Below are 19,999 nucleotides of genomic sequence, written 5' to 3'. Positions count from 1 at the left end.
AAAAGTTTTAGAAGTAATCCTTTAGTTGATGAATTTGTATAAATTTGTAATGTCGATTATAAGAGAAAATCCCCTCCTATAATTTTTTTAGGGAAAAATATATGTCTGTTTCTTTTGTTGATAACAGCAATCCTAAAGATGTTATGATGGTTGCTTGTATTGGAGAAAATGGTTATGCTACGCAAAGACATTACTATGAAGGGTATAAAAAAACTGTAGAACTCGTTGAAAAAAATTTTGTATACAATCCAGATACTTTAGTATATTCTGTTCTGTATAGCATTCGCCATTCAATTGAATTGGGTTTGAAAATATGTTTGTCTCAAATACAAAAGGTTGTTACAGCGAATCTTGATTCTAAAGGCCACTCATTGCGTGAATTATTTGAAGAGTGTGAAAATCATCTTGTTTCTGTAGAACCGAGATATAGGGCTTTGTTTGACGGTATGAGAACATCAATTTTAGAATTTGATGCTGTTGATCCGACCGCTCAGGTTTTTCGCTACAGAAGTGATGTTGATGGGGTGCCTCATTTTCAGGGACAATCTAGATTGGATGTTGGTTTGGCTTGCGAAAAAGCACGTGAAGTTTTTCGTCAAATTGATAATGCGATAGATTTATCGAATGAAGTAGTTTCTGATTTTAATAGACAAAAGGAAAAAGGTCACCAATCTTATATGTATTTTCTTTCTAATTCTTTTTTGAAGAAAGTTGTTGAGGATCTCCCTCCATTGAGTAAATGGACAAATGCTGTGCTGAAAGGAAAAAAAGATGCCTTGAAAAAAAAGTTTTGTTTAAGTAATTCTCAGTTGCAAGCTGTGCTAGATGAAATAAAGAATTCAAAAGATTTGTCTGCTCCATTAGATGATAGCACTAAAATGTTACAACGCCAATGCTTTATAAAAAAATTTCTAGATCTAATGGATGGTTATAGAAAAGAACGAGCGTTAATTCCTGATGGAGGGCTTGGGTTAGGTTTTGATTCTAAAAGCACTAAACGAATCGCAGCGTTAAATGGTTTAAATAAAAAATATAGTGAATTAATAAATAGTGAGGATTCTGATGATGTTGCGTTTGCATATGCTTTGGCTTATTTAGGTGTTCATGCAACAGAATTTGATCCAGGAACATTATATGATGTTGTTGAAAAACCAGAAAAATATTGTGAAGAGGGAATGCGTTATATTGATTATCTTTTGAATGAAGACACATATGATCGTATTTTAGAGGGGATGAAAGCGTTGGGAATTTCCGGGTAGTTGACAAAGCTAAGTATTTCCTTTGCCAATGCCGTGCAACCATTAAGAAATACTTAAAAGTTCAAAACAGACACTGATAGTTGCACTTTTCCCGCCTTACCCTTCTTCCCTTTCATCCTTCAGTCTGTACCGCATGCTGCGGCCGCCTTTGTTGTTTGTTTGCAAAATCCCTTTGTCCATAAGGCTCTGAATTTCGCGGAGGGCGGTGTCGTGGCTGGCGTTGAAAAGGGCGGCCGCTTCTTTGGCGGTGAAGGGTTGCGCGAGGCGGCCTGCCATGATTTCGTCAATGAGCTGTTGTTCGCGGGCGCTGAATGTGTCGTTTGCGTGGGCGCTGCGGAACTGGATGCGGCTGATTTCTGCGGCGAAAAGTTGTTCGCTATCCTTGATGGCGTCTCGCATCATTTGCAGGAACCATAAAATCCATTCGGTGAGGTCACCGCTTGCGGCCTGCGTGCGTGCGAGAATCTTGAAGTATTCGCTTTTGTGAATGTTAATTTGTTTGTTTAATGCGTGTTGACAATGCGTCGTGTTTTCGGCACGGGCGAGTTGCATGGCCGTGATGGCGCGGGCGAGTCTGCCGTTTGCGTCGGCGAAGGGGCGAATCGTGATGAACCAAAAATGTGCAATTGCTGCTTTAATCACCCCGTCTATATTTGCGCTCTCGAACCACGTTAAAAAGTTTTCCATTTCGCTTTGGATGCGTTCCGGATTCGGGCCTACAAAATGGAGCGTCTTGGGAGCGGAATCGGGGGCGGTCGCGTCGATGGTCGTTTGCACTTCGCTGGGTGACTCGCGGAACTTTAAGACTTTGTTCTGACCCATCGCGGAATGCCAGTTGAAAAGGCGTTCTTCGGTGAGGGGCTGTGAGGCGTTCTGGATGGCGCCTAGATAGTTCTTGATGTAGTTTTGCGAGCCCTTGCTTTTTAGTTCCACTTCGGCAAGTGTGTGCGCGGAGTCCAGCGTGTAGCCGTCAATGGCGTAGTTGGCGACGATGTCTTCGGCGAGGAGCTTGGCTTCAATGTCCTTCAATCCGCAGATCTGCATGATTCCGATGAGCTTGCCTTCTTCAAGGCGTGTCTGCCCAAGCGCTTGGAGCACCTTGGGAGAATCGAAGCGGAATCGCGTCCAGTCTGGGAATTGGTGGATGTAAAGCATTGTCTTTTCTCAAATATATTTCTTTTTCCAGCGTTATTTGGCGCGCGCGTTTCATTGCTCCGTTGAATTTCATAAATTTAAGCTATGCAGAAAATTGATACTTGGTACAAGGCTCAGGGCAATTGCCCCGATGAAGAATATGAAATTGCAAGCTACCTGCTTTTCGAGGCGGGTGTTGCGACGCTCGAAGAACTCGACCCGGTGACCGCTGGCCGCACGGAGTTCTGTTTTTACACGGGCGACAAGGCGGAACGCGACCGCATCGTGGCGGAATTTCCGCAGTACAATTTCAAGGTCACCGAAGAGCCTGCAAAGGATTGGGACAAGTGGTGGCGTGACCGTGCGCAGCCGGTGGCTGTGAGCGAACACCTCTGGGTGCGTCCACCTTGGGTGGAGTTCACGCCGGAAGATCCTGAAGCAGTTGTCTTGGAACTTGAGGCAAAGACTGCATTTGGAACGGGCGAGCACGAGACTACGAGTAGCTGTGCTGCGCTCATGGAAAATATCGATTTTAAGGGCAAGACTGTTCTCGACATTGGAACGGGAACGGGCATTCTCGCGATGTTTGCTCGTCGCAAGGGCGCAAGCCTCGCGGTGGGTACGGAAATCGACCCGCTCACGATTCCCTGCATTGCGGAAAACTTTGAACGCAATGGTTTTGGTGAAAGCGACTGCGTGCTCGGATTCTTGGACGCGTTCAAGGACGGAACGAAGTTCGACGTGATTCTCTGCAACATGATCCGCAGCGAGCTTTGGCCGCTCCGCGACGACATCGAAGATTTGCTCGCCGAAGGTGGCGAACTGATTATCAGCGGTCAGCTTGTCACGGAAAAGGATTACATCCTCAAATGGTTCGAAGAAACCGGCTTCAAAGTTTCCGTCGAACGCACCAAAGGCGAATGGTGGAGCGTGCTTGCACGCTCCTAAATGAGCCGGAAAGGAGACAAACGCATAAGGCGAGTGTTGCAGCCAAGCTCGCTTAATTAATATGTCATGCCGGCCTTTGTGCCGGCATCGCCGTTTTTAGTAGAACTGTCACTGGATCCTTCGACTTCGCTGGCGCTTCGCTCAGAATGACGCGTTGTGCCTACTGCGGCGGTCCCGCTGCTATTTCTTAAACGTCGGCTTCTTAAATCCCTTGCCATGGGTGCGGCGGCTGGCGAGGTTTATCTCGCCGCTGTTGAAGCGGTTCTTGTCTTCGATATTGCGGTGTTCACGGAACGGCGCATTTTGCTGATTCCCGCGGCGATCCCCATTGCGATCGAAATCGCGGCGGTCTCGCTCACTATGGAATCCACGGCGTTCTCCTTCGCGGTCAAAGCGGTCGCGATTCTCGTTTCGCCAATTCTCGCGACCTTCTCCATTACGTTCAAAATGGTCTCCGCGATTTTCGCCAAAGCGGTCGCGATTATCTCGGAACCCGCGACCTTCTTCGCCGTACCCATCATCTCGCCAGCGGTTCTTGACTTTCTCTTTTTTGGGGCGCAACGCATTCGTGCGTTCATCGCGCTTTTGCATTTCGCGGTTGCGGAAGTCTTCGTTTTCTTCGCGTTCCTTGCTCGGGAAGTATTCCTTGCCCTCCGCCATTGCAGTACGGCTTAGCAACAAACGGCTGACCTTACCCATCTTGAGGCGTTCCAAAACTTCTCGCAAGTGCGGGCGGTTTGCCGGAATGTACCAGAAGAAGAACTGCTTCTGGTTTGCTTTTTCTTCGGGCGTTTTCGCGACAAAGAGCGGCTTTCCGTCCGGTGTCATTTCGGCGTAGAACATCTCGGTCGCGATGGTCATCGGCGTTGGCGTAAAGTCTTGCACTTGTTCCAATTGGAAACCCAATTGCTTTGTTTCGAGTGCAAGTTCAGCCATGTCGGCTTCGGTGCATCCCGGATGGCTACTGATAAAGTACGGAATCAACTGCTGTTTTTTGCCGATGCGCTTGCATTCGTCGTCAAAGAATTCCTTGAACTTGTGGAACAGCGTAAAGCTCGGCTTGCGCATCAGTTTCAAAACAGCGTCGCTCGTGTGTTCCGGCGCGACTTTCAATCGACCGCTCACATGGTAGTCGATGAGCTCGCGGGCGTATTCTTCGTGGTCCTTGCGGAGTTCTTCGTCATCCGTCTCCTGCAAGAGCATGTCGTAACGCACACCACTTCCGATGAACAGATGCTTCACTTTCGGATGGTTGCGCACTTCGCGATAAAGGCTCAAGATTTCAGCGTGGTGCGTGTCCATGTTGTCGCAAATCTTGGGCGTGAGGCAACTTGCACGGGCGCACTTTTGGCAACGGCTCGGATCGCGGCCACGCATGTTGTACATGTTTGCGCTCGGGCCGCCAAGGTCTGTAATCGTTCCGGCAAAGCCTTCCATATTCGTCACGATTTCGACTTCGCGCAGGATGCTTTCGCGGCTACGGCTTGCGATGAACTTGCCCTGGTGCGCATTGATGGCGCAAAAACTGCAACCGCCAAAACAGCCACGGTGCGTGTTGATGCTGAACTTGATCATGTCGAACGCCGGAATGTTGCCGCGCTTCTTGTAACGCGGGTGCGGTTCGCGGGCGTAGGGGTATTCAAAACTTTCGTCGAGCTCGCCGTATTCCATCGGCGGGTATGCGGGATTAATCACCACGGTCTGTTCGGCGACATCTTGCAGAATGCGGTGCTGGAACCACTTGTTACATTCGATGTCCACCCTGCGGCAGTTCTCAATTTGGTTCCTCTTGCTTTCCAGACATTCTTCGTAGCTGTACAGTCGTAAGTCTTCCCACTTGCTGTTCTTCGGAACATTCCCCTTGGGCGCCAAGTAGGCAGTTTGCGGAACGGAATTCAGGCTCGAGAACGGAACGCCTTTTTTGAGCAAGCGAACGATTTCCTTGAGCGGTTTTTCGCCCATGCCGTAAACGAGAATATCGGCTTGTGTATCGAACAGAATGCTCGGCTTGAGTCTGTTGCTCCAGTAGTCGTAATGTGTCACGCGGCGAAGGCTCGATTCGAGACCGCCAATGAGCAGCGGCACATCGGGGTAGAGTTTCTTTAAAATCTTGGCGTACGTGTATGTCGCGTAATCGGGGCGGAATCCCGCCTTGTTCCCCGGCGTAAAGGCGTCGTCACTGCGGAGGCGCTTTGCGGCGGTGTAGTGGTTCACCATGGAATCCATGCCGCTCGAAATCGCAAAGAAAAGTCTCGGCTTCCCGAGCTTCTTGAAATCGCGCAAGTCGTCGCGCCAGTTCGGCTGTGGCAAAATCGCAACGCGCAAACCCTCATGTTCCAAAAGTCGCCCGACAACCGCATGCCCAAAGCAGGGGTGGTCCACGTAAGCGTCGGCGCTGATGATAATCACGTCAACGTAATCCCAACCGAGTTCATCCAGGTCTTCTTTGCAAATGGGTAAAAATCGAGGATCGTACATAATGGAACTTATGGGGTTAAAAAGTTTATAAGCCTAAAGATAGAAAACGCGCGCACTTGTGAAATTTATTTTCGTCTTATTCCGCTTTCCCTTTGACGCAACGGACGGAATACCCGTTCTCTTTTTCGGTTGCACCAAGGAGTGTTGTATTTTCGTTGTCTTGGAATAAGGCAGCAAAGGCGTATAACGAGAGCGTGTCCGTTGCAGACCAGAAAAATGTAGCTTCATTGAGGCCGACATCGGTCTCGTCGAAGAGTATGCCTGCACCAGTGACAGAAAAACCAAGGGCGTTTTCTCTCTCCTCTTCTTTGCTATCCCAGGAATCCGTCGCTTTTAATTTTGTGCCTGCGCAATCGTAAGCCCAGGTGCCATCATCTAAACGTTCTGTGTGGCAGGATTGCTCTTCAAGGAGTTCTTTCCAATCATCGACTGTGGGCAAGTGCCAGCCTTCCGGACAAGCTTTCTGTGCGGCTTCCCAAGTGTAGAGCCTTCCGTATTTTTTACAGTTTTCAGATTTCTTGTTGTAGCACCAGCTTGTTGACGGGTCTGTTTCTACGGCGTAGTTCATGTTCTGCGCCGTCCAGATGTGATTGCTGATAAAGAGAGTGCGGTAGACTTTGTTGTCTCGTTTATCCAAAAGTTCGCCGTAAGAGATTTCTGGATTTAGATAGTCCAACGTGACGCAGTCGTATTTGCCGCAGTCGTAAAAACGGAGTGATGCGCTCGATTTGGGCTTGTTTGCGCTCGAACTAGATTCGGGCGGTTCTGAGCTAGAGGAAAATTCCTTGGAACTGGATGAGGACTTGGCCGTCTTGGAACTGCTTGACGGACTTTTTTCTTTGCTTGAAGACGATGGCTCTGTCGATGATGAACTTTTGATGAAAAAGAAAATGTCGGTCTTGTTCGAATGGAAAAAAGTACTCGAAGAGCTTTTGCTAGAGGATGACAGTTCTATGATAACGATGTCGGTATCGCTTGAAGAATTGTTTTCGTCATGTGCTCCGGTGACGTCGTTACTGCATGCAGCGACGATCCCCCCGATAAATGCCATGACGTAAATCCAAATTCTATGCATCCTATAGAATTATATATAATAAAGCTCTAAATGTCACGCTCTTTCTTCAATTCGCGTTCCTCCGCTTCTCGCATAGAGTAGACGCACCCGCAGAAATTCTGGCGGTAAAGGTTGTATTCGTGAGACAATTGGATGGAGCGCTTGTAGCCGCCCTTCTTCTTGAAGTCGCTCGGAAGCCGCTTGATGCCGTAAATATCGCACTGTTCCTGCACGACCTCGTTGAGGACCTGGGCGTCCTTCATCGGGCTGATGGTGAGCGTCGTCGTGAAGTAGTCGCAGTTCAGTTCCTTGGCAAGTTTCGCTGATTCGGCAAGGCGGAGCTCAAAGCATTTGCGGCAGCGCTTGCCCCCTTCGGGTTCTTTTTCGAGTCCGCGGGCGACATCGTAAAATTTTTTCGGGTCGTACTCGCCTTCGACGAGCGTAACTGGGTACTTTGTCTTGAACTCCGCAACGAATCGCTTGATTTCGTTCACGCGGTGCTGGTATTCTTCGGCGGGGGCGATGTTTGGATTGTAATAGAAAAGTGTGATTTTGAAATACTGCGAAAGGTATTCAATTGTGTAGCTGCTACATGGCGCGCAACAAGCGTGCAGCAAAAGCGTCGGCACTTCACCCGTGCGCTCAAGCCTGCGAATGATGAAATCCAGGTCGCGCTGGTAATTATGCTTGGGATGGCCTTTGTCATGCCCGACTTGATTGGGCATCTCCTTTTCGCGCTGAACAATGTGCGTTTGATCCTTTTCGGCCATATATTACTCCTAGCTTAAAGTGCCAAAAGCAGTAATCCAGAAGCAGATGGCCGAGGCTACAGCGAGCGGTCCCATTACATGGCGCTCCTTGGCGCTCAGGCTAAAGAATACCGTTGCCGTGTAGAATGTCAGGTAAACGGAATAGAAAAAGGCGAGAATGCGCACAATCCCGAACGGAATCGTTTCCGGGAGCACATGCCCGGCACTCAGAATCGTAAAAAGGGCCACAAATTGCATGATAATCGGCAAAATGAATGCCTTGCGGACCTCCTGCGGCACGACCTTGTGGCGGCCGTTCATGGCGTACATTCCAAGCGGCGCCCCGAGTGCAAGGGCGATGTTCAGTGCGATGGAGGGCAAAAAGACAATGGATCCGATAATTGCAGCTATGTAAAACATATCTCTTAAGATAAAAAAAAGGACTCCTTCAGGCAAAGGAGGTAACCTAAAGGAGTCTGAGAGTGTTTGGGTATTATTAATAATAGATTTCTTAAAGGGAATAGATTAGAATATTCCAAAAATTTGTGGTTACAATTGTGTCCACCCCTATGTAAAAGGGGGGCGTTGGGACAAAATGTCTCAAAATTTGAGGTTTGCCTGGATGTGGGCGAAATTTGGCTTGAATGGTTTGGTTTTGGTCTTTTTGAACGCGAATGCGAAGTCACAGCCGAGCGGTTCTGCATCGACTTTGATTTCGTTTTGGACAGAAAAGCCTTTGGCGGGGGTGGTTTCGGGGAATGCGATGGTCAATTTGGCTAAGGCTGTGCTTGAACGGTAGGTGGCGCCGAGTTCGATTCGTGGAGGCTTGGGGTTGCGGTCGTAGCGAAATTTCGTGCCCGCCTTGAACGAAAATGGTTCCCAGGTGGATTCTACGGCTCCTTTCCATTCGGTTGTATTGCAATTGTCGCTTGCTTCGAGGCAGGTCACGCTTAAGCTTGGACGGAATTGTTCTGGACCTGAGGTGAGGGTTGCCTTGAATCGGGCGCTCACGGAATCTGTTGCAGTAGGGCTTAGGAGGCGGGCCTTGAAGGAAAACTCTGAGTTCAATGTCTCGGGCCACCTGGCAGTGATGGTTTGAGATGCCCAGAGCCAGTTTTCGGTGATGCCCTTGCTCAAGTTCAGACCTTGTGGAATGCTGTCTCCGTGGAGGTAGGCGGTGGTCTTCCATGAAAGATGTTTCTTGACGCTTTGCAGTTGGATCTTGATGAGGGGGTGGTCTTGCCCGAACTGGTACCATGTGGAAATTTGCCCGAGCGTTGTGCGGGCTTGCAAGGCGATGGCGCCTGCATCAGTAAACTTCCAGAATGTGGCATCAAGTTCGTTTTCGCGATTCGGCTTGAAACCGATATGCGCATTGATCGTTTTGCTGGAGTCGATGAATGCTCCGAATCTTAGTTTGCCAATGGGGTAGAAAAGGGCAGCACCCCATAAAGTATCAAGGGGTATATGGCTGTGTAATTCGATTGTAGAAATTTGTCCGAAATGAGCTTCGGACTTGTCGCGATGGTAAGACAGGAGTTCTTGCGAACCGAGACGTAATTTGAAGTAGTAGAATTGGATTTGCAATTCTTCGTGGCGTTTTTTCAGGTGCCCGTCGGAATCGTACCTGCCTTTCCATGATGCGTGGCCATGCGGAATTTTGGTTGGCGTTTTTTGCGCGCTTTGCGGTTGCTTTGATTTGGATGGCGCGGGCTTTGAACATGGCTCTTGCGCGTAGACTTCGGCAAGCAGGCACGCTTCGTCGTAGTTCTCTTCTTCGAGTCTAGAAAAGATTTCGTCGGCTTCTTCGGCGGTGATGATGCCGTCGTCCCACCATTCAAAGACTTGTGCGGCATCAAATGGGGCGTGGGCGGGATCTTCTGCTGCTGTGCTTGTCGTGAAAACTATGAACGCAAATATTAAAAGTATTTTTTTCAAGCGATACCTCCACTATATATACACGCACGAGCGGAGGTTTTATACCCTATTTTTATTGCAAAACTTTTCTAACTTTTGAGATATGGCAAATTCATCTTGGTCAAAAAATTCTAAACCCCGTGGTGGCGCCAGTGCGCTTGGCAAGGACTTTATTCCTCACATGAAGGCTCCTCGCACCGAGTTCCCGCTGTTTAACGGAAAGCGCGTGACGCCCTCGCTTGCTGGGCTCGACAAGCTGTTGCATTACTACGGTGTGGAACTCCAGGAACCGACGCTCAAGCAGATTTGGGAATTCCATCAGTTGCTCCGTGCAAACAACGATGACCAGGATTTGACTCGCCTCAATGCTTTTGAAACGATGGTGGAACGCCATTATGCCGACTGCACGCTCATCAATGCTTACGTGCCAAAGTGGCCTGCCCGCATGATTGACGTCGGTAGCGGTGCCGGTTTCCCGGGAATCCCGCTCAAGATTGTAAATCCGTCCATTCGCCTTACGTTGTGTGAACCGCGCCCGAACCGCATCAACTTCCTCAACATGGTCATCGAAAAGATGGGCCTCAAGGGAATTGACGTGTTCGGTCATAAGGTCACGAGCCGCAGCATGACGATCCCTGTCGATGGCGTGATTAGCCGCGCGTTCGAACTCATGGAAAAGACGCTCCCGCGTATCGCAAATTCCCTCAAGGTTGGTGGTCGCGTGTTCTTCATGAAGGGCCCTGCCGTAGCGGACGAACTCAAGACGTTCTATCCAGAAGATTTCGGCTACAAGTTTGTCGGGAAGCATTTCTATACCATCCCGAACAGCACTCAGGACCGTGCGCTGATTATCCTCGAACGCGTGGAATAGGGCGGTTTTAAAATGGCGATGCCGGACTCTGTTTCGGCATGACTTCTAAATGAAAAAAAGTCAGGCTCATCACCTGACTTTTTTCGTTCGTTGTAATGCGGCGAAGCCGCCAAGTTTTAACTAATGACCAGTGACTAAAGACTGATAACTAGCAGCCTAGAACTTAAACAGCAAACCGAATCTCATCTGGCCGTCGCGTACGCCGTCCGATTTGCCCACGTTCTTGATTGTTGCCCAGTCGAACTGGAGAACGTCGGAGAGCATCACGCCCACGCCGAAGTCTACTTCGTTGCGCTTGCCCATGCGGTCATAGAGGTAACCCAGACGGAGCGCAATCGTGTTAGAATAAATGAATTCCGTACCGAAGTTGAATACGCCCTGAAGGAACGAATTAACGGTCTGGTCTTCAGGATCGACAATCGACTTCCAGCAGGCGATGTAGAACGGTTCCGGATCGCCCTTGTCATCGTCAATCACGACTTCGCGGTTGTAGTCGAATGCGACGGTCCACTTGTAATCGGCCATGCTGAGAATTTCGTAAGAAAGTCCAAAGCGCCAAGTGAGCGGAATCGGGTCTTCAATCGTCTTGTCCACGTAGTAAACGCTCGGACCGATGTTTGCAAGAACGAGTGCGATGTTGAGCTTCGGCACGATGAAGTTCTTTTTCAAAACGCCGATGTCGAATGCGTAACCAAACGTGGTAGCTTCTTCTTCGCCGGCGGATGCGCCAGAACTCAGGTCAGAATAGAAGAACTTGATGGAGAGGCCGAGGCCCCAGTCGTTCGGGAAGCGGGTACCGTAGCTCACGCCACCGACGATTTCGGAACTGTTGTAGGCCACGAGGTCATCGGCGTCGAGGTCGCCAGAAACGACTGTCGAACCGAACGAGACGAAGTTCACATGAACACCGAGCGTTCCCCAGTCGTTCAGCGGAATGGTCATACCGCCGTAGAGGTGGTAAAGGTCCGGAATGTTCAAAACAGGCAAAAGCTTTTCGTAGAAGGCAGTGAGCTGGTAGTCAGCGTCCTTGTACTGTTCCATGCCGTTTGCGGTGCTGAACCACACGTCGTTTCCTTCGGGGAGCACTGCCCAGACCTTGTTGGTCGAAAGGCCGTTGCCCTGGTGGTAGTGCGTCCATTCGTCATCGCGCTTGGTGGCTTCTGGATCTTCCTTGGAGCTGCGTTCGAGTTCTGCCTTACGGCCACTAGCGGTGGCGTAGTCCGGCAGGTGACGCCAGACACCGAGATCGGTTGCAATCCAGATGGCGCCCTTGCGGTCCACGGAAACATCGTTTACAGTGTTGTTGGCAAACTGCACCTGTTCCCACTTGCGGAGCGTGAAGTGGGAGAGACCGCCCTTGTGGGTTGCCCAGACGTGGCCCGAGCTATCGACGGCGAGAGCAGTCGGATTCAAGTCCATGATGCCGTCTTCCTGGTTGAACAGGCTCCAGCGGTCCTTGTCGTTGGCGCTCTTTTTGGGGGTGAGGCGGGCGACTCCAGCACCATCGACTGCCACGTAAAGTTCTTTGCGGTTTTCGGACCAGACGAGTGCGTTAATCTTTTGGCTCGGGAGAACCTTGCCCTTCTGTTCGAAGGCACCATTGCGGTAGACGAAAAGGCCGTTGTCCGTACCGATCCAAAGCGAGGCGCCCTGCTTGGCGAGTGCGGTCACACGATGTTCGCCGAGTTCCTTGTCGAATGTTTTCCAGCCCTTGCCGTCAAAACGGAAGAGACCCTTCGGAGTTCCGACCCAGAGCTTTTCGGTCAGGCTCTCGTAGAGGACTGCTGTAATGGTGTCCTTGACGACCAGGTTCCAAGGCATCTTGACTTCGACTACGTGGGATTCGTCATCGGCGTTCTTCACGTCGTTGAAAGCCTTCACAACTCGGGTGTATTCATCGAGGCCGCGTTCGGTTCCGATGTAGGTGCGGACGGCGTCCTTGATCTTGGCGTTGCCCTGCAACGTGACAGAGTAGTAGTCGACCCACTGTTCTCCGTCGAACTTGAGAATGCCCTGGGTTGTACCAGCCCAAAGTTCGCTTTTGTCGAAGAATCCGTTCTTGGAGCGGGATGCCATGTGCGTAAAGAACGGCGTCTTTTTCGCATCTGCGCTGTAGGAGCTGCGCCATTCGTCGGCTAGAGGTCCGAATGCAAGACCTGCCGGGTTGTAGTACATGGCGGTTGCATCATCGGCGAGTGCTGCTCCGACTTCGCCCATACCTAGCTGGCGTGCGCCAACAGGCATCTGGAGGGTGATAATGGCCGAACCGGCGGCGAGCGCCATGGCCGGTGCCAAAAGAATAGCAGATAATAGTGACTTACGCAAGTTGCCTCCAATCCGGGACGTTGTATGTGTTTCCGTGTGTCGGGATCACAGCCTTCCATCCGGACTTGCTCGGGTTTTCCCAGGGCTGTTTCGGTAAAAGCTTACAGTCGCAGCCCAATACGTAGGGTGGTAAAATTTCCGCGTGATTGCGAATCTGTTCGCGGGTGATGAAATTTTCCTCGCTGACGAATTTACAATAATTCTTGCCTTTGGGACCAATCACGATTCTGTAAGTCGCGACACCTTGCTTGTCCCCTTCGTCAATAGTCTTGATTGTTTCTTCGAGAGTCCTATTCCACTGCTCGATGTATGCTAGCCTTTGTTCTGGCGTCAAGTTCTGGGTCTCAAGCCAAGCCCTGATCGATGCTTCGGAGGGCTTCACGGCGGTGAGCGTCTCGCGGGCGGGGCGTCCGATGGCGGCATATTGTCCCGATACGTCGATAATCGGTTTTGAGACTTCTTTTTCATCGGAATTGTGCATGCCCACGTAAATTCCGATACCGGCGAGGACGATGGACAATAGCACAATCGCAATGACGATGATGATTGATAGCATATTTAAATCCGTTTACGATAAATCCTTACTCTCAAAAACTAGCATTTTCTATTTTATAAGACAGGAGATATTATGTCAAAATTAAAGTTTTTTATAGTGTTGCTTGCTTGTAGTGTCGCGTTTGCTGTTCCGTTCAAGGTAGAAACGGTCAAAGATGGCAGTGGAGAGCCCATTCGTGCAGGTCAGTTGATTAAGGTCCATTATAAAGGTTACTTGGCTGTCGATAGCGCTACAGTGAACAAGGCCGCTACCGATTCTACGGTCGAAGCTCCTTATTTTGCAAATTCCTACTATAGCGAACAGCCGTTGGAATTCACCGTTGGCGTGGGCCAAGTGATTGAAGGCTGGGACAAGGGACTTGTCGGCATGAAAGTTGGCGAAGTCCGCAAGCTCTCGGTGCCGTCCGTGATGGCTTATGGCGACAATTCTCTTGAAGGCATCCCGCCTAATAGCGACTTGATGTTCGTTGTTGAACTTGTTCATGCTGAAAAGCCGCTCGAAGCAGACAAATTCCCTGCCGATATCGAAAAGCTCAAGTGGCGTGATATGGGCCGCGGGCTCAAGGTTTACGACGAAAAGGCTGGCAATGGCAAACAGAATGTTGCAGGTAACGTAATAAAGGTTCATTACACGGGTTGGCTCCTTTCTGGCCGCAAGTTTGGTAGCTCCAAGGATCTGGGCAAGCCGCTCGAAGCGGTAATGGGCGCCGGCAAGATGATCAAGGGCTGGGAAACGGGTCTTGAAGGTATGCGCGAAGGCGGTGTCCGCTGGTTGCGCGTGTCGCCGGCAATGGGCTATGGGGCTACGGCATTCTCGATGATTCCGCCGAACTCCACGCTCGTGTTCCGTGTCGAGATGGTCTCTAGCGATGTGGATCCGGAACTGGCAAAGCACATGGACTTCTTCCCGGATACGACTCTCCTCAAGTATGAAAACGGTCCCGAAGGACTCCGCTATGCGGTCGTGAAACAGGGCGAAGGTGAACCGGCCCGTTCTGGCCACCGCGCGATTGTGCATTACACGGGCTGGATGGTGAACGGCTACAAGTTCGACAGCTCCCGCGACCGCGGACAGCCGTTTGCATTTGAACTTGGCGCAGGGAACGTGATCCGCGGCTGGGAACTCGGCGTGCAGGGCATGCTCCCGGGCGAAAAGAGAATCCTCGTGGTGCCGCCTGGCCTTGGCTACGGCAGCCGCGGCGCAGGTCCGATTCCGGGTGGCGCAACGCTCATCTTCGCTGTGGAATACCTCGGGGAAGACTAGCGGCTGAGCCGATAGAATCCATAAAAAACAAGTGTTATTTGCCCGGCGTAATGTCGGGCTTTTTTCGTTTTATTGTAAATCCTTGGGCAAATATTTTTCCGGCACTTTGTAGCCTAAGTTGTGGAGCCTTCGTGCATAGCTCTCGTCTTGCAAGCGCTTTTCGGATTCTTGAACGAGTTTTAGCAGAAGTTTGGCTTCTTTCCCTGACTTGATGCGGATTACAGTCCACCAATCGAGCAATCCATACAGCATGAAAAGACCGCTTAATCCTAATAGGAATACTTTGAATTTTTCCGGAATTGTTAAATTTGGAATAAAATAAATGGCACCCCAGCAAACGGCCCAAATTGCTGTGTAAATGAGTGCGCGTTTTAGAGGAATGCCGACATTGAGCCATTTCTTGTCGATGCCTTCCGCTGCGGGTTCGTGGAAGGCTTTGCAAAGAAAATCCTTGCTGCATTTTGGGCAAGTTATTAACGGGGACTGGTAACCGAACGAGTTCCAGTCTTTTGTGCTCTGAGATTCGTTTTCTATAGATTTATGGCAATGAGGGCATTTCATGCCCATAATGTAATAAATTGACTAGATCCTTCACATTCGTTCAGGATGACGCATTCCTAACCACCAACCACTAACCACTTCCTACTTCCTACTGTCTACTGTCTACTTCTCTCTCTCGTCTTTGGATTATCGCTACGCTCTAATCCCCAATGCTAGGCTCGAAAATGGTCTCACAAGTGGTCCCGCTTCGCTCGCCTTACGCATTTGTCGTCTATAGGGCGGAGCCCGTTCTTTCGTCTAATTACTATATTCCTCCCGAAGTTCAAGAAACTGCGGCTCCGCCGCCCCCCGTTGACAAAATATCCATACCAAATGTTTACAGAGTAGGGCATCGGCGGTAAGTTTTAAATATTTTAGATATTGATGGTTACTTTTTCTGACATAGCGGATTACCGCGACTTCTTGAAGGAATTCTACGACAGGCGCAAGGTCGAGATGCCCTTCTACAGCTACCGCATGATGGGTGATAAGCTCGGGCTAGACTCCAGCTATCTCTATCGCGTATTGCAAAAGAAGCAGCACTTGCCTGCTCATGCTTTACCTGCGGCAAAGGAAATCCTTGCGCTGAGTGGTCGCGAGGCCGAATACTTCGACCTCCTTTATTCTGCTGCTGTCAGCAAGGATAAGACTAAGCGCGAAGAACTCATGGCGAAGGCACTGTCGCTCCGCGACGTGGAACGCCATTCTTTGCAGGCTGCTGAACTTAAACTCCTCGAAAACTGGTGGATTCCTGCGGTACGCGCCTACCTGGAATTGAACGGTGGCGTTGTAAACGTCAAGCAGATTGCTAAGGATATCTGCCCGCCGATCACTGAGGAACAGGCTCTCGAAGCCATTGAAACTTTGAAGAGCGTCGGTCTCGTGAAAAAGCTTGCGTCGGGCAAGCTCGCGCTTACCGAAGCCCATTTGACAGTAGGGGGCCCCGAAAAGGCCAAGGCTGTGCGCAATTTCCAGCGCCAGGTGCTTAGCCTTGCGAGCGATGCGCTTGAAAACGTCCCCGTCAATGAACGCAATATTTCTACACTGACCCTTTCTGTGGACCAGTCCTGCTTCGAGGATTTGGGCGACATGTTGAGGGAATTCCGCCGTCTGGTTCAAAAAAGAGTAGACGGAGCCAAGAATCCTGATCGTGTTATGCAGCTTTCTATGGCCTTTTATCCGGTTGCCCGTAAAGGAGGGGCTTCGGAAAATACTATAATAGTAGGGGAAGGTGCAGGAGATAAAAAATGATTAAACGGGCGTGGACATATGGGTTGGCGACATTGGCGCTGTGCTATGTCGCCTGCGATAGCGGTCGTACTGCTGGATCGTCGATGGAGACTGAGAACTCTATCGCGTTACAGGTGCAGTTGGCCGATGGCACGCCTGCTGCACGAATGGACGTTATTGTTCGCCCTGATTCTTATTTGTCCGGTGCTTCCGAACTTGGGTCGGACTCCATTTACCAGTTGCACTTTGAAACCGACAAGTACGGTCGCGTTGTTTTGCGCGATGTTCCATCGGGCTCCTACGTGATTGAAGCTCGTAGTGATTCCTTGAACTTGAAGGGTTTTGAAAAGATAGCGTACGTTGAATCGGATTCTACGACTCCTTTGACAGTCGAAGTTTCTGAACCGACCAAGGTCTCTGGTCGTGTCGGTCTTCCGCAGTTGGTCCGCCGTTCTGCAACCGTTTCTGTGCAAGGCTTGGACTACCAGGTCCCGATGGATTCCACGGGCTACTTTGAATTTGAATCCTTGCCGAACGGCAATGTCGAGATTGTCGCATTCGTGAACGATGCTGACGCTGATTCGGTTACGGAATATGGCCGCATTGAGGCAGACGTCGGTGCGCAGTCCGGTGAAAGTGCCCTTTACCTTGGCGACTCCGCATACGTCAAGAAATACTTTGTATTTGAAGACTTTGAAAATGGCCCCGGCGTATGGGACGCTGCAGCATCGCTTAATGCAGAGGTCAGCTTTGATATTGATTCTGCGGGCTTTGGTCGCGAAGGCAAGGCCGCTCACTTTATCTGTAAACGCGATTCTGCGGCTCAGTGGGACTGGGCGCTTATCGGTCGTGAACTGGGTGGCTATGTCAACTTGAGCGATTTGGATTCTATTCGCTTCTGGGTCCGCGTCTCGACTCCGTCGCGAATTTCGTTCTCGTTCGACAGGTTCGTGAATGACGATTCCGTGACGAGTTCCGATAATATCAAGTCTTGGCGCCATTTCGAGGCGGATACGGTCTGGACTCAGTTTACCGTGATTCCGGCGGAACTGGATACGGCCGACAGCAATGGCGGTAACTACGGCTGGGAAGCGGTGAAGGACAGTGTCACAAAGATTGGCATCTTCGGCGCTATGGATACGGAAGTCTGGGTGGACGATATCGAAGTCTTTGGCTACGGCATCTTTGACCCGTTCGCCCCGGTTGTGAAGAAGAGCGTTGTCCGGAAAGAAGAGTAGATTTATCCACTATTGACATTTTATCAATGGACCTGCATCGCTTTGCAGGTCTTTTTTTGTTGTTTGGAGGTAGATTAATAATGGATGGATTGGCGGTGTATGGCTGGTCCGAAGGAGTGTGTATGAACATGAAACGTTTGGCTGCACTGGGCTTATTTGCTGGCTTTGGTGTAAGTGCGCTTGCTGACAACCCTATTTCTAGCTATCACTATCTGGCGGACCCTTCTTGCGCCTCTGACGGTGATACCTTCTACATCTTGACCGATGTGGATGACTATAACAACCAGACGAACTGGAACTACGATATTGTCGGCCTTTACGCCTTCACGTCTGAAGACATGAAGAACTGGACTGATCACGGCATGATTTTCCGCTCCAGGCGTGAATTCGGGAACTATCCGAACAACACCTGGGCTTCGGGCATTGCCGTCAAGAACGGCAAGGTTTACATTGTTTACCCCGATGGTGCAAGCGGCGTGGGCATGATTACCGCCCCGGCTATCGATGGTCCTTATACCGACCCGGTTAAGGAAACTCATGGTGTCAATAGAATTGCAGGTGGCGGTAGCTTGATTGGTAGTTGCGACGGCATTGCTCACTGCTTTGACCCGGGCATCTTGATTGATGACGATGGTAAGGGTTACGTGATTTTTGGTGGTGGCGAAAGCTCTAGCCGCCCCTATGGCAACAACTTTGACATTATCAGCTTTACCGAAAGCAATGGCAAGATTACTTTCGACAAGAATTCCCTGAAGAAGGTCTCTTTGCCGAACTCCTTCGAAGCTCCTTACTTGCACAAGAAGGGTAACACTTATTACTTGAGCTTCAACAACCGTAGCCAGATTATTGACTATGGTATGTCCAACAATATTTGGGGTCCGTATACCTTTGTGGGTACGGTCATTCCGGGAATTGGCTCTGTGCCTGATGCTCATGGCGAAGGTGGTAACAACCACCAGGGCTTTGCTCCGTTCAAGGACAAGTGGTATGCTGTGTACCACGATCGTCGCTTGGTGACCTCTGATAACCACCCGGCTGCAACGACTCAGGCGGGCGTGCGTTCCGAAAATCCGAACTACGAAAACCACAGAAGTGTGTCCATCGACGAACTCACCTGGAATGGCGACAAGATGAACAAGCTCACCTTCACACGTGAAGGACCGAAGCAAATCAAGAACTTTGACCCGTACAAGACCTACAAGGCAACGACGAGCTCCAAGCAGATGAACATCCGTAGCCGTACCGACTGGACCAAGGGCCAGCCGGTCAAGCACGTGCTCTTGCCGCTTACGAGCCGTAGCGAATCCTGGATCCGCGTGACTGGTGTGGACTTCGGTAAAGGTGCTGAAAACCTCCGCATCAAGGCCGCAAACGTGGGCGATGGCAACAAGATTGAAATCCATACGGGTAGCGCAACGGGTACCCTTGCCGGTACTTGCGAACTGGCAAAGACCGCCAATAACATGACCTTCGTGGATAACGATTGCGAAATGAAGGGCCTTACGGGCGTTGTCGACCAGGTGTTCTTCGTGTTCAAGAATAATGGCAAGGATTCTACCATGGGCGTTCTCGAATGGGAATTCCAGGGCACGAAGCGCGAACCGGAGCCGCCGCAGCCGTTTGGCGGCAAGGCTTGGGCGATCCCGGGCAAGATTGAAATGGAAAACTTCGATGAACCGGGCTATGGCGCAGGTAACGATTCTTACGCTGATAACGATTCTGATGACCACGGTGCCGAAAGCAATGGTGGCAAGAGCTACCGCGAAGGCACTGGCGTAGATATCTACAAGAAGGCTACGGGCTATGTCGTCGGTTACAACCAGACGGATGAATGGCTGGAATACACTGTGGATGTGGCTGCAGAAGGCGACTACACGATGTTTGCGGCGGTGGCTTCTGCCAATGCGACCTCTGGCTTTAAGCTCTCCCTTGATGGCGACGATATTACGGAATCGATTTCTGTCCCGAAGAACGATGGCGAAGAAAACTATGACGACTACAGCAAGGTGAAGGCAAATGTGAAGCTCCCGGCTGGCAAGCATATCCTCCGCTTTACCGTTACGGGCGACTGGATGGACATCGACTACATTCAGTTTGCAACGGGCAAGGATGCAAAAGATCCGGACGACGAGACGGTTGCACTCCATAAGGGATTCCGCTTGGAAACGACCTCTCTCAAGAGTTTCGACGTGTTCGACTTGACCGGCAAGAAGGTGACTAGCATCACGGCGCACAACATGGCCGAAGCGAAGAACCTTTGGCGTGATGGTGTTCAAGCTAAGAAGGTGCAGGGCGTGTGCATCATCCGCAACCGTGCAAACGGCATGATGGCTAAGGTCCGCACGACGCGCTAGATTTTCCTCACTCACACCTCCATCTAAAAGGGCTTCTCGCAAGAGGGGCCTTTTTTGTATCCTCTCGTCTTTGGACTTTCGCT

The 19,999-nt window shown here is 50.5% G+C and carries 16 protein-coding genes; 7 read left to right on the top strand and 9 right to left on the bottom strand.

Going from position 1 to position 19,999, the window contains the following annotated elements; translation table 11 throughout:
• The first annotated feature begins 101 nt into the window (after positions 1-101).
• Positions 102-1,259, top strand: coding sequence for a hypothetical protein (locus B7991_RS08425; RefSeq protein WP_088630425.1), 1,158 nt, complete (start codon positions 102-104; stop codon positions 1,257-1,259).
• A gap of 96 nt (positions 1,260-1,355) precedes the next feature.
• Here B7991_RS08425 and B7991_RS08420 read toward each other — a convergent pair whose 3' ends face one another.
• On the bottom strand, positions 1,356-2,414 hold the full coding sequence (locus B7991_RS08420; protein ID WP_088630424.1) for a Fic family protein: 1,059 nt from the start codon (positions 2,412-2,414) through the stop codon (positions 1,356-1,358).
• Between the two features lie 84 nt (positions 2,415-2,498).
• Here B7991_RS08420 and B7991_RS08415 point away from each other — a divergent pair, with 84 nt between their 5' ends.
• Entirely contained in the window at positions 2,499-3,341 is an 843-nt protein-coding gene (locus B7991_RS08415) for a 50S ribosomal protein L11 methyltransferase (protein WP_088630423.1), read from the top strand.
• 180 nt (positions 3,342-3,521) lie between these two features.
• Here the strand turns inward: B7991_RS08415 and B7991_RS08410 are convergent, their stop codons facing one another.
• The 5 genes from B7991_RS08410 to B7991_RS08390 all read right to left on the bottom strand — a co-directional run bounded on the left by B7991_RS08410 (position 3,522) and on the right by B7991_RS08390 (position 9,560).
• A complete protein-coding gene (locus tag B7991_RS08410) occupies positions 3,522-5,819 on the bottom strand; it encodes a YgiQ family radical SAM protein (RefSeq protein ID WP_088630422.1) in 2,298 nt (765 codons plus the stop codon).
• 76 nt (positions 5,820-5,895) lie between these two features.
• Complete coding sequence (locus B7991_RS08405) at positions 5,896-6,870, bottom strand: FISUMP domain-containing protein (RefSeq protein ID WP_254917898.1); 975 nt, start codon at positions 6,868-6,870, stop codon at positions 5,896-5,898.
• 50 nt (positions 6,871-6,920) lie between these two features.
• Positions 6,921-7,598 (bottom strand): epoxyqueuosine reductase QueH, encoded by a 678-nt coding sequence (locus B7991_RS08400; protein ID WP_088630499.1) that lies wholly within the window; start codon positions 7,596-7,598, stop codon positions 6,921-6,923.
• Positions 7,599-7,652: 54 nt separating this feature from the next.
• Positions 7,653-8,042, bottom strand: coding sequence for a hypothetical protein (locus B7991_RS08395; protein ID WP_088630420.1), 390 nt, complete (start codon positions 8,040-8,042; stop codon positions 7,653-7,655).
• Positions 8,043-8,222: 180 nt separating this feature from the next.
• A complete protein-coding gene (locus tag B7991_RS08390) occupies positions 8,223-9,560 on the bottom strand; it encodes a hypothetical protein (RefSeq protein WP_088630419.1) in 1,338 nt (445 codons plus the stop codon).
• An 82-nt stretch (positions 9,561-9,642) separates the two neighbouring features.
• Here B7991_RS08390 and rsmG point away from each other — a divergent pair, with 82 nt between their 5' ends.
• Positions 9,643-10,410: a 16S rRNA (guanine(527)-N(7))-methyltransferase RsmG gene (rsmG, locus tag B7991_RS08385; RefSeq protein WP_235003007.1), complete on the top strand. Its 768-nt coding sequence runs from the start codon at positions 9,643-9,645 to the stop codon at positions 10,408-10,410.
• A gap of 156 nt (positions 10,411-10,566) precedes the next feature.
• Here rsmG and B7991_RS08380 read toward each other — a convergent pair whose 3' ends face one another.
• Positions 10,567-12,735 (bottom strand): PorV/PorQ family protein, encoded by a 2,169-nt coding sequence (locus B7991_RS08380; RefSeq protein WP_088630418.1) that lies wholly within the window; start codon positions 12,733-12,735, stop codon positions 10,567-10,569.
• Positions 12,728-13,291 carry a hypothetical protein gene (locus B7991_RS08375; protein WP_088630417.1) on the bottom strand — a complete coding sequence of 188 codons (564 nt, stop codon included), beginning with the start codon at positions 13,289-13,291 and terminating at the stop codon, positions 12,728-12,730. The genes B7991_RS08380 and B7991_RS08375 overlap by 8 nt, the downstream gene beginning before the upstream one ends.
• 72 nt (positions 13,292-13,363) lie before the next feature.
• Between B7991_RS08375 and B7991_RS08370 the strand changes: the two genes are divergently transcribed.
• Positions 13,364-14,554 (top strand): FKBP-type peptidyl-prolyl cis-trans isomerase, encoded by a 1,191-nt coding sequence (locus B7991_RS08370; RefSeq protein WP_088630416.1) that lies wholly within the window; start codon positions 13,364-13,366, stop codon positions 14,552-14,554.
• Between the two features lie 69 nt (positions 14,555-14,623).
• Here the strand turns inward: B7991_RS08370 and B7991_RS08365 are convergent, their stop codons facing one another.
• Positions 14,624-15,115, bottom strand: coding sequence for a hypothetical protein (locus B7991_RS08365; RefSeq protein WP_141099855.1), 492 nt, complete (start codon positions 15,113-15,115; stop codon positions 14,624-14,626).
• 363 nt (positions 15,116-15,478) lie between these two features.
• Between B7991_RS08365 and B7991_RS08360 the strand changes: the two genes are divergently transcribed.
• The 3 genes from B7991_RS08360 (at position 15,479) to B7991_RS08350 (ending at position 19,916) form a co-directional block, all read left to right on the top strand.
• Positions 15,479-16,345 (top strand): DUF4423 domain-containing protein, encoded by an 867-nt coding sequence (locus B7991_RS08360; RefSeq protein WP_073424853.1) that lies wholly within the window; start codon positions 15,479-15,481, stop codon positions 16,343-16,345.
• Entirely contained in the window at positions 16,342-17,562 is a 1,221-nt protein-coding gene (locus B7991_RS08355) for a hypothetical protein (RefSeq protein WP_088630414.1), read from the top strand. Before B7991_RS08360 ends, B7991_RS08355 begins: the two co-directional genes overlap by 4 nt.
• A 122-nt stretch (positions 17,563-17,684) precedes the next feature.
• A complete protein-coding gene (locus B7991_RS08350; protein WP_254917895.1) occupies positions 17,685-19,916 on the top strand; it encodes a carbohydrate-binding protein in 2,232 nt (743 codons plus the stop codon).
• The last annotated feature ends 83 nt before the right edge of the window (positions 19,917-19,999 follow it).

Source organism: Fibrobacter sp. UWB3 (assembly GCF_002210405.1).
Lineage (GTDB): Bacteria > Fibrobacterota > Fibrobacteria > Fibrobacterales > Fibrobacteraceae > Fibrobacter.
The sequence above is the reverse complement of the archived record's forward strand: the minus strand, read 5'-3'. Positions and strand labels throughout refer to the sequence as shown.

Coding starts and splice junctions, on each gene's coding strand:
- B7991_RS08420 (WP_088630424.1), bottom strand. CDS start 2,414: ATGCTTTACATCCACCAATTCCCAGACTGGACGCGATTCCGCTTCGAT.
- B7991_RS08410 (WP_088630422.1), bottom strand. CDS start 5,819: ATGTACGATCCTCGATTTTTACCCATTTGCAAAGAAGACCTGGATGAA.
- B7991_RS08360 (WP_073424853.1), top strand. CDS start 15,479: ATGGTTACTTTTTCTGACATAGCGGATTACCGCGACTTCTTGAAGGAA.
- B7991_RS08370 (WP_088630416.1), top strand. CDS start 13,364: ATGTCAAAATTAAAGTTTTTTATAGTGTTGCTTGCTTGTAGTGTCGCG.
- B7991_RS08415 (WP_088630423.1), top strand. CDS start 2,499: ATGCAGAAAATTGATACTTGGTACAAGGCTCAGGGCAATTGCCCCGAT.
- B7991_RS08350 (WP_254917895.1), top strand. CDS start 17,685: ATGAACATGAAACGTTTGGCTGCACTGGGCTTATTTGCTGGCTTTGGT.
- B7991_RS08425 (WP_088630425.1), top strand. CDS start 102: ATGTCTGTTTCTTTTGTTGATAACAGCAATCCTAAAGATGTTATGATG.
- B7991_RS08375 (WP_088630417.1), bottom strand. CDS start 13,291: ATGCTATCAATCATCATCGTCATTGCGATTGTGCTATTGTCCATCGTC.
- B7991_RS08405 (WP_254917898.1), bottom strand. CDS start 6,870: ATGGCATTTATCGGGGGGATCGTCGCTGCATGCAGTAACGACGTCACC.
- rsmG (WP_235003007.1), top strand. CDS start 9,643: ATGGCAAATTCATCTTGGTCAAAAAATTCTAAACCCCGTGGTGGCGCC.
- B7991_RS08395 (WP_088630420.1), bottom strand. CDS start 8,042: ATGTTTTACATAGCTGCAATTATCGGATCCATTGTCTTTTTGCCCTCC.
- B7991_RS08400 (WP_088630499.1), bottom strand. CDS start 7,598: ATGCCCAATCAAGTCGGGCATGACAAAGGCCATCCCAAGCATAATTAC.
- B7991_RS08365 (WP_141099855.1), bottom strand. CDS start 15,115: ATGAAATGCCCTCATTGCCATAAATCTATAGAAAACGAATCTCAGAGC.
- B7991_RS08355 (WP_088630414.1), top strand. CDS start 16,342: ATGATTAAACGGGCGTGGACATATGGGTTGGCGACATTGGCGCTGTGC.